The 16,221-nt window shown below is 45.6% G+C and carries 14 protein-coding genes and 1 pseudogene; 5 read left to right on the top strand and 10 right to left on the bottom strand.

From position 1 onward, the window contains the following. Positions 1-139: 139 nt before the first annotated feature. From LAY57_RS27785 to LAY57_RS27805, 5 genes are all read right to left on the bottom strand, one after another. Positions 140-319 (bottom strand): hypothetical protein, encoded by a 180-nt coding sequence (locus LAY57_RS27785; protein ID WP_249070420.1) that lies wholly within the window; start codon positions 317-319, stop codon positions 140-142. Positions 320-333: 14 nt separating this feature from the next. After that, the gene (locus tag LAY57_RS27790) at positions 334-513 is read right to left on the bottom strand and encodes a hypothetical protein (RefSeq protein WP_249070421.1); all 180 of its coding nucleotides are present in this window, start codon (positions 511-513) and stop codon (positions 334-336) included. A 3-nt stretch (positions 514-516) separates the two neighbouring features. Then, on the bottom strand, positions 517-804 hold the full coding sequence (locus LAY57_RS27795) for a type II toxin-antitoxin system TacA family antitoxin (protein ID WP_249070422.1): 288 nt from the start codon (positions 802-804) through the stop codon (positions 517-519). Positions 805-841: 37 nt separating this feature from the next. Next, positions 842-1,564, bottom strand: coding sequence for a Uma2 family endonuclease (locus tag LAY57_RS27800; protein WP_249070423.1), 723 nt, complete (start codon positions 1,562-1,564; stop codon positions 842-844). A gap of 143 nt (positions 1,565-1,707) precedes the next feature. Next, positions 1,708-3,855 carry an NACHT domain-containing protein gene (locus LAY57_RS27805; protein WP_249070424.1) on the bottom strand — a complete coding sequence of 716 codons (2,148 nt, stop codon included), beginning with the start codon at positions 3,853-3,855 and terminating at the stop codon, positions 1,708-1,710. A 320-nt stretch (positions 3,856-4,175) separates the two neighbouring features. Between LAY57_RS27805 and smc the strand changes: the two genes are divergently transcribed. The 4 genes from smc (at position 4,176) to LAY57_RS27825 (ending at position 10,233) form a co-directional block, all read left to right on the top strand. Beyond that, positions 4,176-8,090: a chromosome segregation protein SMC gene (gene smc / locus LAY57_RS27810; protein ID WP_249070425.1), complete on the top strand. Its 3,915-nt coding sequence runs from the start codon at positions 4,176-4,178 to the stop codon at positions 8,088-8,090. Positions 8,091-8,175: 85 nt separating this feature from the next. After that, complete coding sequence (locus tag LAY57_RS27815) at positions 8,176-9,213, top strand: PRC-barrel domain-containing protein (RefSeq protein WP_249070426.1); 1,038 nt, start codon at positions 8,176-8,178, stop codon at positions 9,211-9,213. A 145-nt stretch (positions 9,214-9,358) separates the two neighbouring features. Beyond that, positions 9,359-9,694 (top strand): hypothetical protein, encoded by a 336-nt coding sequence (locus LAY57_RS27820; RefSeq protein WP_249070427.1) that lies wholly within the window; start codon positions 9,359-9,361, stop codon positions 9,692-9,694. Next, positions 9,691-10,233, top strand: coding sequence for a hypothetical protein (locus tag LAY57_RS27825; protein ID WP_249070428.1), 543 nt, complete (start codon positions 9,691-9,693; stop codon positions 10,231-10,233). The genes LAY57_RS27820 and LAY57_RS27825 overlap by 4 nt, the downstream gene beginning before the upstream one ends. Before the next feature lie 104 nt (positions 10,234-10,337). Here LAY57_RS27825 and LAY57_RS27830 read toward each other — a convergent pair whose 3' ends face one another. From LAY57_RS27830 to dacB, 3 genes are all read right to left on the bottom strand, one after another. After that, positions 10,338-10,718 carry a toxin-antitoxin system HicB family antitoxin gene (locus LAY57_RS27830; protein ID WP_249070429.1) on the bottom strand — a complete coding sequence of 127 codons (381 nt, stop codon included), beginning with the start codon at positions 10,716-10,718 and terminating at the stop codon, positions 10,338-10,340. Positions 10,719-10,792: 74 nt separating this feature from the next. After that, positions 10,793-11,158, bottom strand: a complete 366-nt coding sequence (locus tag LAY57_RS27835) for a hypothetical protein (protein WP_249070430.1) — start codon at positions 11,156-11,158, stop codon at positions 10,793-10,795. A gap of 160 nt (positions 11,159-11,318) precedes the next feature. Beyond that, a complete protein-coding gene (dacB, locus tag LAY57_RS27840; RefSeq protein ID WP_249070431.1) occupies positions 11,319-12,854 on the bottom strand; it encodes a D-alanyl-D-alanine carboxypeptidase/D-alanyl-D-alanine endopeptidase in 1,536 nt (511 codons plus the stop codon). Between the two features lie 161 nt (positions 12,855-13,015). On the opposite strand from dacB, the gene LAY57_RS27845 reads away from it, so the two are divergent. Next, positions 13,016-14,230, top strand: coding sequence for a hypothetical protein (locus tag LAY57_RS27845; protein WP_249070432.1), 1,215 nt, complete (start codon positions 13,016-13,018; stop codon positions 14,228-14,230). Between the two features lie 369 nt (positions 14,231-14,599). On the opposite strand, the gene LAY57_RS27850 is transcribed toward LAY57_RS27845, so the two are convergent. Further along, complete coding sequence (locus LAY57_RS27850; RefSeq protein WP_420839142.1) at positions 14,600-15,496, bottom strand: leucine-rich repeat domain-containing protein; 897 nt, start codon at positions 15,494-15,496, stop codon at positions 14,600-14,602. Between the two features lie 6 nt (positions 15,497-15,502). Next, positions 15,503-16,213: pseudogene (locus LAY57_RS36320) on the bottom strand (leucine-rich repeat protein); the annotation flags it as partial. Positions 16,214-16,221 lie beyond the last annotated feature (8 nt).

Raw genomic sequence — 16,221 nt, forward strand, 5'->3', positions numbered from 1 at the left:
TACTTTGTTGCGTGGCCGCGCGGCATCGCAACTACTTACCTAAAAATCTCAGCTAGTTGAAGGATAATAGTGGAAAAGTCGGTTGCTGCTGTGTGCTTGTCGCATAGAATGTTCCGAGGGAACAATTCGCTTTTTTCAATTATTCAATTGCTATTGAAAGTGTGGTGATTGGAATAAAAAGTGCAAGTGCCTCATTATCTAATGGAATGAAACCGTATTCCAAATAAAACTGCTTAGCTTGCTCATTGGAAGCATCTACCGTCACCCCAAACATTCCTATCTCCGATGAAAGGTTAACTGCTCTGCGAAAACATTGCATCAGCAGTTCTTTTCCTAATCCTCTCCCAGCACATCCGAATTTCCATAAAGAGGAATTGCTACAAAAGTTTTAGCGATTCCTCTTTCATGGTTTTGTCTGGCGTATTTTTTCAAGTATTCATTTAATTCAGGAATACCACAATCGAAATTTACCCTCCTCACACTTCCATCTATAGGGCAAAAAATCCATTCCATAATTTACCACTTACCGTATTTTTCCTGATTTTCTTTAATGGCTGCTTTCAATGCTTCATTCGGTTCCGGGGGGTTCTCAATTGCCGAAACAAATTTTTCCCAGTCGCGTTCAGATAAAACAATTGACTCAGGTTCTGGGATTGGTTGTTCTGCTGCATCTTGGAGGATTTCCAGCAGATACTCATCCAGAATCATACACCTCATATTAGCTGCTTTTTGCAATTTTTCCTTTAGTTCTTGGCTGATTTTTAGCTCGATTTTGACTTCTTGAGTTTTGGTTGATGTGGACATAATTTTTTCACCTTCATTCTCTTGATAGTTTAACCTATTATTCTGACGCTGATAACCGTTGCACAAATTCTTGGTGTTCGTCTGTTTCCAATCCCTTCTGCAAGACAGACAGCACCTCAGCTAAATTGCCCTCTAGCAAAGCCGATATGGCCAACCACAAACCGGGGAAAATTTGACTGCAAATTACGCCATCTGCATTGGGTTCAAGAGGTATATATTCACCTTCGCTCAACTTAAACCAATCGAGTTGTTTGTTGTCAACTCGCCACACTAGATATTCCTGTACTCCGTTGCGACGGTAAACTTTTAATTTGTCATGCAAATCGTAAGATGCGGTACTAGCTGCTATTTCTACAATCAATTCCGGTGCGCCTTCCACATAGTCATCATCGCTGATAACAGACTGTCCACCTACATCTATTCGTAGCAGCGCATCTGGTTGTGGTTCGTTGTCCCAATCTAAACGAACTGTAGCACTGTCAGCTATATCCACCCCAGGCGTTGCTGCACAGTAGTTACCCAACCAACCTACTATCTTAGCGTGCGGTTCACCATGACTTTTTGCGCGTACTGATGTCTGGATGTAAACCACTCTTTCAATCAGTTCTGCTTTCTTAATATGCGGCATAGCCTCGTAGCGCCGCTCAAATTCAATGCGCGTCAGTCTGTCGCCATTTTCCAGGGGTGGTATCTCAATGACTGTATTGTTGATTTTTTGTGGGGAAAGAACTTTAGTCGCTACACTTTTTTCTGGTGTCATAGCTTACTCTCCGATGCTATAGCTTTTATTTTAGCACTTGAAATCCTGTCATACCGATGTGTATTTATCTCTTCAGGTATGTTGTTGCGCTTCAGCGCTATCTTAAATAGCGCTGAAGCGCAACAACGTACCTAATATTAAAGTTACATCTGGGCAAAATGCTCGCGCAGCAAGTCGTGGATGAAGCGATAACGTCCGCCAATTCGTTGCAGAAAAAGTCGCTCTGATGAGTAGTTGAGGAATTTGGCATAGTTCCAGGGAATATCGCCATGCTGCCAAAGAATGAAGCGCAAAATGAAGTGTTGAATGCAAGCTAAACCACCAAAAACTATAGCAGCCATTAGCACAAGAATAAGCTCAAACACAAATATCCATACCAATCGATCAGTTTGCGGCGTCCCCAACTTTAGTAGGGAAATGTTTACAGCCCATAAAAAAAACAAAAATAATGTCACTATTACTGCATTATAAGCTGAGCTTTTAATGCTTTGATTAGGTATGGTTAGAGCTTTTTCTTCAAATTTTATCACCATACCGCTAAGCATAAAAGTAACTGTAACAAACTGCCAAGGAATTAAAGCAAAAGTTAATCCAGAAATTAGCCCATAAGTTAAACCAGCAGTCAGCCCAGAAATTAGCGCAGAGATCAAGCCGACAATTGTTAGCCAGAACATCAAGCCTTTTGGTCGTGCGCTTTGCCAAGACCATTTTAAGGCTTGAGCAGGTTTTATTTTTTCACCGATACCAGCACTTAACCCCAAAAGCACGCCTGTAATCCACCCTAAAGTCAAATTGCCAACTAGCCAAACAGTTAGCCCAACAATTATACCAACAATTACCCCAACAATAATCCGATACATCCATCTATAATTGTTATTTTCTAACCAATTCGGCTGCATTGTCTCAATCAAAAACTCTGTCTGATTTTTATCCTTTAGCTGTTTCGCCAACCAAACCAACCATTTACGAGTATCTGCTTCGCTTGGCTGCTGCCCTTGCGAGTAGTGAGGTTCAAATTCCCGTTTAATTTCGCGCTTAAACATTTGCTCAATATACTTATCAAACAAATAGCGCTGACGCTCATCGGGAGTATTGCACTTTTGCCAATCTGGAATCGAGATAGAACTGGATGCTAACGCTATGAGAGTGAGCAGTAGGGGTGACTCTGCCAACTTCAACAAATCGGGGATATTTTTGATACCATCCCACAAGTTCAGACAGCCTACCTCACGAAAATACTTCTGGATTTGCGCTGGTTCCAACGGTTGCAAACAAACCGCACCATTAAGCCGCAATGGAATTTTACAGTTTTCAAACTCTTTCAGGCGAGAACAGACTACCAAATGCTGCGCCCTTGCGTCTGTCTCCAGAAACTCATTAATTTGTCGAAGACAACTTACTCGCTGCGTTTCTTCCTGTTCATCTAAACCATCTAAAAACGGTAATAGCTGATGCTCATCCAGCAAGGCTTTGGCAATATCGGCGCGGACACCATATTTAGTTTTGAGTTCCGCCACCAACCATTCAGTCAGCGATTGGCTGTTATCTTTCCAGGAAAAAAGGTCAAACAAAATTGGGATGGGTTGATTCTCGTTTTCTGTTGCTTCAGCGCACAAATCTTTCGCCAAATCGAGCAGCGTCGTGGTTTTGCCAGCACCAGGCTCTCCTAAAATCAGTAATTTGCCGTCTTTTCGCTTAAAAACATCAATAATTTTTTCGTCTGGGGGATGGATATTTTGCTCATTATCGGCTGTAGCAACTGTCGAAGTTGGCATTCCCAAGAATTGCAACGCCCATTGGCGCGACTGTTCAAACCAGTTAATCGGCTGTCGGTTGTCTGGATTGACTGCGGGAATAGGGTTTCCACCGACATGATGGGGTTGCTCTTTCGCAGCCAAGTCAATCATTTTTTGATTGTGCAGAGAAACTTCTAGCCGTTCCTTCACCTCATCCCGTACTTTCTCTAGCAGTTGATTCCGAAGGGAAAGATTTTCGGCTTTCTCTCTGGTGATGAGCAAATACACCGTTGTTGGTAGGGAGAAAGCGTAGCCAATACCCAAAGTCCAGGAAACATTCCTAATCCAGTTCGCGTTTTGTTCTGCTTGTGCTGTACTAATTAAACTACCGCCGATGAGGAGTAGAACTCCACACGCCGCACCTAGTCCGAAGATGAAGCACTTGCTGCGTAAGGAATTTTGTTTCTCGAATGCGCTAGGCAGAAGTCCGCCAATGGCGCCAAGGAATCCGAGTAGGAACAATAGCAGTAGCCAGAGGGGGTCAGGAATTGGCATATTTGGAACTAACCCGGTGTAGATTACTGAAACGCCAGGGACAGGGGAGTATTACAGCGGTTTGCAGATGAATGAGGTTCAGGGCGAAGCATTGCGGGATGTGGGTTAACTTAGGACCGAAACGTTTATTCCGCAATGCTTAGCCCCTACAATTTGTACTTCACTGAGTTGCAAAGCGCTGTAATTGCTAATCTAGCAGGATGATAAGTGCCAGCGCTGAAGAATAGAATAGGATTTCTCGTCTGTATGAGGTTTGCACTAACCTGTTAAAGATCGATCGCTGATACACTTGTACCACCATGCCTAGTTGACCAGCGCCTATGCTTCATATCAAGCGCCTGGAACTCACTCACTTCAAGTCTTTTGGCGGCACTGTCCAGATTCCAGTGCTGTCGGGGTTTACTGTGGTCACTGGGCCGAACGGTTCGGGAAAGTCGAATATTCTGGATGCGCTGCTGTTTTGTCTGGGACTTGCTAGTTCTAGGGGTATGCGTGCGGAACGTCTCCCAGATTTGGTTAACCAAAACCACATGAATCGCGGCACAGTTGAAGCTATTGTGACTGTTACGTTTGATTTGGGCGATGAAGCGGGGTTAGTTGCGGATGTTACAGGAGAGGGGAACCCCACCCCCAGCCCCTCCCCGTCGAACAGGGAGGGGGGTGAGATAGGGGAGGGTCACGCCGACCCCGACTCTGACCTGTCGAACAGGGAGGGGAGTGAGATAGGGGATGGTCACGCCGACTCTGACCTGTCGAACAGGGAGGGGAGTGAGATAGGGGAGGGGAACCCCACCCCCAACCCCTCCCCGTCGAACAGGGAGGGGAGTGAGATAGGAGATGGTCACGCCGACGCCGACTCTGACCTGTCGAACAGGGAGGGGAGTGAGATAGGGGAACAAAATGGCGCGGGTGTTTCGCGTGTGGAGGCAGATGGACAGAGGAGTGAGGAACAGGATAATCGAAAATCGAAAATCCCAAATCGAAAATCGGCGGAGTGGAGTGTTACCCGCAAGCTACGAGTGACGAAGCAAGGTAGTTACACCTCGAATTACTACATGAATGGCCAATCCTGCACGCTGACGGAACTCCACGAACAATTGGAGCGCTTGCGGGTTTATCCAGAAGGCTACAATGTGGTGCTGCAAGGCGATGTGACGAGTATTATTTCGATGAACTCGAAGGAACGCCGCGAGATTATTGATGAGTTGGCGGGGGTTGCAGCGTTCGATCGCAAAATTTCTCAGGCGAAGCAAACTCTGGAGTCGGTTAAGGAACGAGAGGATAGCTGTCGGATTGTCGAAAAGGAATTGGTCGCTCAGCGCGATCGTCTTTCTCAAGATCGTATTAAAGCAGAAAAATACCAAAAACTGCGCGGCGAACTCCAAGAAAAAGAGCAATGGGAAATCGTGCTGGGGTGGCGTTCTCTGCAACAACAAGAATGGCATCTCAGGGAACAGATAGAAGCAGGCGATCGCAATTCTACCGAACTTAGAGAACAGCTATCCAATCTTAACTTACAAATCGAGCAAACAAACGTCAACTTGGCAGATTTGAATGCTCGCGTCAAAGCTTTGGGAGAAGAAGAACTTTTAGCTTTGCAATCAGTTCTCGCTACCCAACAAGCGGAACAGCGTCAGCTACAACGCCAAGCTAGAGAACAAGAAACATCTGCACAAGAAACATCTCGGCGTCTGCACGAAACTGAGCAGGAAATCGAACAACATCAGCAAAGTTTAGAACAATTAACCCAGGAACAACAAACTCTGGAAAGGCAGATTGCTTCTTTAGTTACCACAAGGGATGAAGCGCAACAGGATTTAAACCAAAGTCGGGAAAATGCCAGTGCGATCGCATCTGCCTCGGAAGCATGGGTACAGCAACAAACTGCCCTGACTCGCCAAATCGAAACTCTGCTGCAAACTATCGATCCTCAACGCACTGAACAAGCGCAACTGAGAGAACGCTATACCAACTTAGCTCGACAAATAGAGGAGCAAAATCAGCTTTTAGAATCTCTAGTACCGCAACTTGATACTAAACAATCTCGTGCGGTTGATTTTGAAATTCAATTAACAGAATCTTCTTTAACAGTTACATCATTAACTCAATCTCTATCCGCAGCAGAACAAGAACTGCAACTCCAACAAGAAACTCAAAAACGTTTGTTGCAAGAACAACGAGATAAACAACGTCAACTTGATAAACTGGAAGCTCAAGCACAAGCTCAACAAGAAGCTCAAGGTACTTACGCTATCCAAGTTATTCAACAATCTGGATTGCCGGGAGTTTGTGGATTAGTTGCACAATTGGGTAGAGTTGAACCGCGCTATCAGCTAGCACTTGAAACTGCTGCTGGTGGGCGGATGGGAAATCTTGTAGTTGAAGATGATGGGGTTGCTGCTGCTGGAATTCAACTGATCAAACAAAAACGCGCTGGCAGAGTAACTTTCTTACCGCTCAACAAAATTCAATCGCCACCATTCCATCAAGCAACTACGCTGCGATATGCGAATGGGTTTATCGATTATTGTGTTAATTTGATTGAATACGATTCGCGTTATCGAAATATTTTTGCTTATGTTTTGGGGGGGACAGTTGTTTTTGATAAAATAGATGATGCGCGTGTTTACCTGGGTCAATATCGCATTGTCACATTAGATGGGGAACTTTTGGAAACCAGCGGCGCTATGACTGGAGGTAGTAGCAGTCAACGTTCGACTCTGCATTTTGGGACTGGCGATTCTACTGAATCTGGTGAAGTCAATAACTTGAGAAATAGACTGCAAGAAATTGAACTAATTTTAGAACGTTGTGGTGAGGCGATTCATTCTCTTTCTGTTAAGACAAAACAACTATCTCACCAATTGACGGAAGCACGTCAACAACGGCGGGAACAAGAATTACATTCTGAACAATTGCAGAAAGAGATTAAGAGTTTAACTGCACAACAGTCACAGGCCCGATCGCTTCTTTCTAAAAGTAGCCAAGAACTTGCCAACGCGCAAACTCGTCTGGAATCTCTGGATAGGGAGTTACCGACACAGGAAGCTCATCTCGTTCAACTTCGGCAAGCTTTGGCAGAATTGGAACAATCCCAAACTCATAGCGAATGGCAACAAATTCAGGCGACTATCAAAGTTCAGGAAGTGGAATTGCGAGAAAGGGAACAAGCTTTTCGCAATACAGAACAAAGATTAAAGGATTTGCAAAATCAGCAGCTGCGTTTGCAAGAGAAAATCCAGGACTGTAATCGACGGGTGGAAGAATACCAGGGTCAAAAGTTAACCATCAGCTTGAGCAAATCAACCATCAACGCTCAGCTATCTGCTATAAATGAACAGATAGCTCAAACTCAGGCATCAATGACTCAGGCAGAGGAGGCATTGGGAGAAGAGAAGAAAGAGCGCGATCGGACCGAAAATCATCTGCGTGAGTTACGCTTATCTCAACAACAACTGGAATGGGAACTGCAAAAACTCCAGGAAACCCAAGTAACTCGCCGCGAAGAACTGACAAACATCCAAACTCAGCGGCAAAGCAGACAGGCGGAATTACCAGAACCCTTGCCATCAGTACCAGAAAATGTGAATCTGGAAGAACTGCAAAAAGAAATGCGTAATCTCCAAAAACGGCTCCAGGCAATGGAACCCGTCAATATGCTAGCCTTGGAAGAATACGATCGCACCCAAAACCGCCTCCAAGAACTAACCCAGAAACTAGCTACCCTGGAACAAGAGCGCACCGAAATACTCTTGCGGATCGAAAACTTCACCACCTTGCGTTTCCGCGCCTTCAAAGAAGCCTTCGACGCCGTTAACCAAAACTTTCAAACTATTTTTGCCGAATTTTCCGAAGGCGACGGCAGTTTGACCCTGGACAACCCCCAAGACCCCTTTGCTGGCGGTCTTAACCTCGTCGCACATCCCAAAGGAAAACCCGTACAGCGCCTAGCATCCATGTCTGGCGGCGAAAAATCCATGACGGCGCTGAGCTTTATCTTTGCCTTACAGCGCTACCGTCCCTCACCTTTCTACGCCTTTGATGAAGTTGATATGTTTTTAGATGGAGCAAACGTCGAGCGATTGGCTAGAATGATCGAACAACAGGCAAGCAAAGCACAGTTTATTGTCGTTAGTCACAAAGGGCCTATGATTAAATCAGCCCAGCGCGTGATTGGTGTTACCCAAGCGAGGGGAGCCTATACCCAAGTTTTGGGAATAAAATTACAATCCTAAAGCTTGCCTCAGTCAGGCAATTGGTAATCTGAATAATTAAGATCAGTATTGTGACAGGGTTCGAGGCCCAGATTCGGGACACATAATGACATCTGAACAAATTAGCCAACGCTCAGACATCTTAGGTACTCAGGTGATCACCCGCGACACAGGTAAACGCCTTGGGGTGGTTAGTCAACTGTGGGTAGATATCGATCGACGGGAAGTTGTAGCTCTCGGCCTGCGGGAGAGTATACTATCGATCGGCAACGTGCCACGGCTTATGCTCCTGAGCCGCGTCCGTCAAATCGGCGATGTTATCCTGGTTGATGACGATAGCGTCCTCGAAGATGATGTTGATGTTGAAATTTATAACACCCTGATCAACTGCGAAGTCATTACAGAAACTGGCGAAATGTTGGGTCGGGTGCGGGGCTTCAAGTTTGACAATGAAACTGGTAAAGTCTCCTCTCTGATTATTGCTTCTTTCGGCGTTCCCCAAATTCCCGATCGCATTGCCGGTTTTGAGACTATCAGCACCTACGAACTTCCCATTGACGAAATTGTTAGCAGTGGCCCGAATCGTCTCATTGTATTTGAGGGAGCCGAAGAGAGACTCGTGCAGCTCACCGTCGGTGTAATGGAGCGCTTGGGCATTGGCAAAGCGCCCTGGGAACGGGAAGAAGACGAAGAATACCTCAGACCTACCACAATCAGACCAGAAAATCAACTACCTACCGGCGTGCCTCTGCAAAAAGCTGAGCCAATTCGCCGAGCCAAACCCGTAGCCCAAGAGTGGGATGAAGACCAGTGGGAAGAACCCGCACCTCGACAACCCTTGCGTCAGCCCCTGCGCCAAGTGGCACCGCCACCAGAATCAATTTACTACGATGAAGAAGATATAGAAGAAGAAGAAAACTGGAGCGACGCCCCTCAGACGCGCAACAATTACGCCAAGAGAGCCTATGCGACACCAGAACCTCCACCACGCTATGACAACAAAAAGTATGAGGACCAGTACGATGACGAAGAGGAGCAAGATGCCTGGGCTGACGACGAAGCGCCTAAGCCTTACAAAGCTCCCAAGGTGAATATACCGGAGAAGATTAAGGCTCCAGAATACGAAGAGGAAGATCGGTACTAAGGTCTTGGGTATACTGGCAGTTCAAAGTAGTGGGTCGTTGAGAAACTGCTGCGTTGAACTGACCAGTGGATTATGGGTTTATTGCTAGGCAAAATTAGAATATCCAAGATAACTAATATGGGTGCTATTAAGTAAGTTTGGCAGAATGCGAATCTTTACCACCAAAGGAACTGGCACCAATCTAGAACGATTCACCACCGATGCAGGTATCGACTACCAATTTAATACCGGACACGCCTACAGAGAACATCGAACAGGCCCCGATAGTCATCCCCAACGTGCTGGAACTGTTGATATCCTAGAAGACAGCATCGTAGATAACATTCAGCAGTTGATTGCTTCTGGTGTGACGCTACCCGAATTAAAACCTGCTAGTAAACCGCTAATCCAGATCTTAACCGTCAATAGCGTCAGAATTGAATATAGAGTGGGTACAGTAGGCGGAGTAGTTCGTATTTCAGATTATTGGGCATTGCCATGATTACAAGTGTAAAAGAAGTTTTAGATGCTATCGACCAGGAAAAGGGACACATAGAGCAGCTGAGTAGCGCATCCAAGAATGTTTTGATTACTATAGTACTTGATGCTTTAGCAGAGCAAATTTCCATCGAAAATGCTGGTTATCTAGCACTTCGCGAACTTTGTCATAGAGGTAACGTACCAATTGAATTACTGCTTTTAGCTCACTCGCTAGCGCAATGGGTATCTTGTGCCACAATTGAGGAGCTAGATGGTTCTTTCCTAGATCGTGCCTGGGAATTAGCCCCTGATAATCTGCGAGTGCTTTACGCTATACTAGAAAAACAGCCTAATATTGAAGGCGATCGCAACCAAAGAGCTTTTGAGCATAAAATTATAGATCGCATTTTGAAGTTATATCCCGCAGATCCAATTGCCACAGAAGCTAGTGCAATTCTGGCAAATAGCGATGAAAGTCTGCCACTAGATTTTATTAACTGTTTGCCTAATCCCTTAGACGATGTTGATTTCACCCACTTGATAGAGGCAGTGCGTAAATAGCGATCGCACTTCCCCAAAACAGCCAAAATGCGATCGCTTCCTTCTCTTCTTTTCCTTCGCGTGTCTATGGAAATTGAACATCGCACTTTTCCAAACCATCTCAACTAACTAACCCTACTCAACAGAGACACAATATACTGATTCAAACTTACATTTTCCTGTTCAGCCTGTTCAGCCAAACGACGATGTAGAGATTTAGGCATCCGCACAAGCAGCTTACCACTGTAGCTTTCTTCCGTGCTGGGTAAAGGAATATCGTCTCCCGATTCATAAGCAGTTTCAATCCACAACTCCCGCGCCTCATTGATATTTGCGATCGTCTCATCCAGAGTTTCACCTTGAGTTAGACATCCAGGCAAATCTTTAATCTGTGCCACATATCCCTCCTCTGGGTCGGGGTAAAGTGTGACTGGATATTGAAGATTCAAATAATATTCCAGTGGCTGTTTTTCAATCTGCTTATTCTTCTGGTTCAGCGTCTTCATCACGGATTTTCTGAATTTAATCGCCTCTAGTTGGATCGAATTGCACCCGCCAAATCTCACCCCGCTTAGGTTCACTACTCATCATCCCAGTTGTCATCTTCTATATATTCCTCTACCCACTCCATCTCCTCAGAACCAGGCAAAAAACAGTCCTTTGCTTCCTCAACTTGCTGTGCTAATATAGCATTGCGTTCTGCTACTGGCAGATGAAGTAAAGCACGCAAAGCAATGGTTTGGTATCCGGCTGGATGAGCAGCATTTGCGATCGCCTTCAGCGCTTCTATCCTTTGCCATTGATTATTAATCTGCTGCGCTGTCACTAAGGCATCGGCGAATTCTCCCACTTTTACTTGAGCTAGTGTCATATTTTTTAGCGCTGTCGATGAATCAGGTGACTGTTCTATTTGAGGGGAAGAAATTAATCCTTTATTTTCCATCATGGACAACAAACTCCCGCTACTTACGCGCTAGTTGATAAATGCTATTAAATTATATACTAATTTACTAAGGATCGCACTTCCTCTTCCCCTCCTCTTCACATACCAGAAACCCGGTTTCTTGAAGAAACCGGGTTTCTCTGCGTTTCAATTCTAATCTAATTTAACAACGACGCAAACGAGTCAACAACAAAACAATCTCATCAACTGATGGACGCATCATTTTAGCAGGCAAATCGGATTGATTCAGAATAATACTAAAAACCACTGTTTCATAATTAGGAGAATCAACATATCCAGACAGGGAATTAACCCCACTTACCGTTCCAGTTTTAGCTTGCACAATACCTTGAGCAGTTGTATTTTTAAAGCGATTTTTGAGAGTACCGCTGACACCAGCCACAGGTAAAGAAGCGCGGAAAATATCTGCTTCTGGTGATTGTGCCATTCCCTTAAGCAGCTGCACCAATGCTTCTGGACTAACTAAGTTGTGACGAGATAATCCCGAACCATCTTCGATCGCATAACTTTGCGGATCGATTCCCAGATCGGTTAAAGTTGATTTGATCGCAGCCAACCCCATTTCAGCCGTATTCAGACTCTTAGTTTCCGATTGCTTTTTAACAACCCCAATGGTTCGCAGCAAAGCTTCCGCATACAGATTATTACTTGGCTGATTGGTATCCATTAAAAGTTGCGATAATGGTGGAGATTCGACAGATGCTAACTCTTGTTCATCCTCACTTTTATTGCCAGAGCCAACCTTTGCCTGCGCGACACTAATCCCTTCGGATTTTAAAGCTTCTTGAAAGTGTCGCAAAAAGTGTTCGGCTGGAGCGCGAACTGCTACATCAAAGTCTTCTGGTTCCGAATCAACACTCAACTCACCTCGGATTTGTAAAACCGGCTTTCCTAAAACACCAACTACTTCTACCGAACTTTCTGACTTAGCTTTACCTGTAACTGCATAATTTTCTACCTGCCATTGCAGATCTGCAAATGGATCTTGCCAGCGAAATTTTAGCGGTTGACCCAATGCTTGAGGTAATAATGTTAGCGCCAAGGCATTTTGATTCAAAATCAAACTATTGACAGGTGCGCCATAGTCTGATTGCACATCTTCCCATTCCCAATTGGCATTAAGTATCGGCCCCTGAAAATAATCATCCTGCACAATCAGTTGCTGTACTTGGCTGATTCCCTGACGCTTTACTTGTTGTGCCAAATCTTTAAGTTGAACATCTGTTAAACTGGGATCTCCCCGTCCGACAACCCGCAAAACCCCATTGTTGCCATAGACAGATGTGCGAATTCGGTATTGGGAACCCAACAGACGCAAAGCTGCGGCGGTTGTCAATAGCTTGGTGTTGGATGCGGGGATAAAATATTGTTGCGCTTCGCGACTGTAGAGAGTTTGGGAAGAAGATAGCGTTTGAATGAGAATACCCCAACGATAGCGGCGGAATTGAGGACGATTTGCGATCGCATCAATTGCTTCCGACAACTGCGCTGAGCAAATATTCTTAGCCGAATCCACTTGTTTGCCAGCTAAGTCTGACGCCAAGACTTCTCGACTGGCAAGTGTCGGCGACTGTGCCTTTGCACTCAGTTCTCTTCCCCACATCTGGCAACCCAGAACAAGCAGCAGTAAACTAATTGGCTTACCAACATCTGCCAAATTTTGAAAATTTATAGGCATTTTCAGATCCTGCGGGTAACCCGCATCAGTTCATCCTTAGAAGAAAAAGCATACAGTAGATAAAGTTCTGTCCTATGATGGAGGTGACCGGATATCCTGAGTTCCTAAAATAGTCTAATTGAAAAAACTCATAAAAAATTACTTGTGACTCTACTTTTTGTATGAAAACGGGCAATCGAGAAAGTGACAAACGCGCAACACCCCCTGAAACCAAGCGTCGCGGCGGCGGTGTAAACAGCTTTTTGGCCGGTGTGGCGACTGTGCTAGCTCTCCTGGCTTTGGGAGTTGGAGGTTTTTTGCTTTATCGAGGGATGCAATCTGGGCAAGTGAGAAACCCTCTCAATCCTCAAACAAACAGAAACAGCATTCCAGTTGCTCCATCCACTCCAACACCTGTTTCCCCATCTCCGCAAGCTAGCGTCGCGATTCCACAAAACCCTTATATACAGCCAGCTTTAGGAAATAAAGCGCAAGTAGAGTTACTCTCGGTGACGCGAATTCCAGGAAAGTCTGACGAAGTGAATGTGCAGATGCGCGTTCGTCGGCTTACAGATGCCTTTGCAGGAAATGACATCATTAATGTCGGCGCTACAACTGCCCGCAATCCGCTCGCCAATGAACAATACCAAGCAGTCGATTCTGTCAAGCGATCGTCCGGGCCGATTTTTCTGTTTAATATGGGCAAGGAACAACCTGTCGATGGCTATGTCGTGTTAAAGGTGCCAGAAGGTGTCAACACAATTGATATTTTAGTCAAAGACACGGGTGCGTTTAAAAATGTGCTGATTTCCAATGCAAGTCTAATCCCTGGCCCAGAAAGCAGTTCCACAGCCAGTCCATCTAGCACACCGCAAATCATCCCCACACCGAGCGCAACGCCTACTGATGGCACCAACAGTTCCTCTCTGAGTCCATCTATTCAAACGCCTGTACCGCAGACAGCAACTCCATCTCCCAGTACCGCTGCACCTGCACCCACAACCATTGTGGAATTTCAACCGGGTGCGTTTCAACAGCGAGCCTACGGTACAAAGGCACAAGTGGAATTGCTTTCAGCTAGGCGGATTCAAGATCCGCAGACTGCTAACCGCGATGTGGTAAATGTGCAGATGCGAATTCGCCGTCTTGGAGATAAGGTAGCGGCAACTAACATCATAGGCGTTGGCGAGACAACCGCCCGAAATCCCGTCACAAGCGAAACTTATAAAGCGGTTAATTCGCGCGATCGCTCCACGGGTTCTGTATCCTTATACGATATCCGCCCCAATGCCTCGGTAGATGCTTATGTCTGGCTAAGGGTGCCACCTGGTGTGCATACTCTGGACATCTTTATCCCCGAAACTGGGGCGTTTCAGCAGGTGCCTATCTCTAATTAGGGCGTTTTTTCTCGATCGCTTGGGCATACCATCGCTGCGATCGCTTATATAGCTAGGGGCTAGGGGCTAGGGGCTAGGGGCTAGGGAAGAGGGAAGAGGGAAGAGGGAAGAGGGAAAAGGTTACTCCGTAAGGGATTTGGATAAGAAGTAAGAGTTGGAGTTGCCCTAACCGACGAGAGCGATCGCTTATAAATCTCATTAAAGAACAGAATAATGGCAAAACCCGTCCCTACGAACGCCCTATCAAAGAACTGATTTCAGTGTACCTCACGCGGCTGCAAGCCACTGTAATCTGAGCGAGGGCGAATTTTGCCATTTTCCACTACCCAGATTTTGGCTTTGGTTTTGCTCTTGGGAGGTTGTTTCATATCATGTTTCCACTGCAAATTCTTCTGGATCGATTCCCCAATTTACCCAGCGAACTGCTTCACGCGCTGAGTTAATGTCTGGTGGTACTCGCAAGGCGTGAATGAATCTAGTACTAGGGCAAGTCATTTTTAACAAATAAATTGGCTCGACATCGACCTGATTATCGATTTTTAATAAAGTATATTCTCGCCAAGTATCTAACTCAGTCGCTTCTAATTCTCGGCAAATGCGATCGTAACCAATTTTTTCGATCAGCAATCGCCTCAATTCAGCGTTGTCTTCTTCCAAGAGCCATTTTGCCTGCCATTGGTGCTGATGCGAAAAATATTTTTTGGGCAACCGAACACCGTAGACAGACGCATACTCTAGATGGCTAAGCGATCGCAATGGACTCAGGTCTGTGATTTGATTGTTGTCGAGAATCAGGGAAGTCAGGTTGGTTAGGGTAGAGAGTCCACTCAGGTCTGTGATTTGATTGTTGTAGAGAATCAGGGAAGTCAGGTTGGTTAGGGTAGAGAGTCCACTCAGGTCTGTGATTTGATCGTTGCCGAGATACAGGGATTTCAGGTTGGTAAGGGTAGAGAGTCCACTCAGGTCTGTGATTTGATTATCGGAGAGATACAGGTGTGTCAGGTTGGTTAGGGTAGAGAGTCCACTCAGGTCTGTGATTTGATTATCGGAGAGATACAGGTGTGTCAGGTTGGTAAGGGTAGAGAGTCCACTCAGGTCTGTTATTTGATTGTTGTCGAGATTCAGGGAAGTCAGGTTGGTAAGGGTAGAGAGTCCACTCAGGTCTGTGATTTGATTGTTGTAGAGATCCAGGGATTTCAGGTTGGTTAGGGTAGAGAGTCCACTCAGGTCTGTGATTTGATTGTTGTCGAGATTCAGGGAAGTCAGGTTGGTTAGGGTAGAGAGTCCACTCAGGTCTGTGATTTGATTGTTGTAGAGAGACAGGGATTTCAGGTTGGTTAGGGTAGAGAGTCCACTCAGGTCTGTGATTTGATTGTTGTAGAGATCCAGGGATTTCAGGTTGGTAAGGGTAGAGAGTCCACTCAGGTCTGTTATTTGATTGGTGTAGAGATCCAGGGATTTCAGGTTGGTAAGGGTAGAGAGTCCACTCAGGTCTGTGATTTGATTATCGGAGAGATACAGGTGTGTCAGGTTGGTTAGGGTAGAGAGTCCACTCAGGTCTGTGATTTGATTATCGGAGAGATACAGGTGTGTCAGGTTGGTAAGGGTAGAGAGTCCACTCAGGTCTGTTATTTGATTGTTGTCGAGATTCAGGGAAGTCAGGTTGGTAAGGGTAGAGAGTCCACTCAGGTCTGTGATTTGATTGTTGTAGAGATCCAGGGATTTCAGGTTGGTTAGGGTAGAGAGTCCACTCAGGTCTGTGATTTGATTGTTGTCGAGATTCAGGGAAGTCAGGTTGGTTAGGGTAGAGAGTCCACTCAGGTCTGTGATTTGATTGTTGTAGAGAATCAGGGAAGTCAGGTTGGTTAGGGTAGAGAGTCCACTCAGGTCTGTGATTTGATCGTTGCCGAGATACAGGGATTTCAGGTTGGTAAGGGTAGAGAGTCCACTCAGGTCTGTGATTTGATTATCGGAGAGATACAGGTGTGTCA

Source organism: Argonema antarcticum A004/B2, from assembly GCF_023333585.1.
In the GTDB taxonomy this organism is placed as follows: domain Bacteria; phylum Cyanobacteriota; class Cyanobacteriia; order Cyanobacteriales; family Aerosakkonemataceae; genus Argonema; species Argonema antarcticum.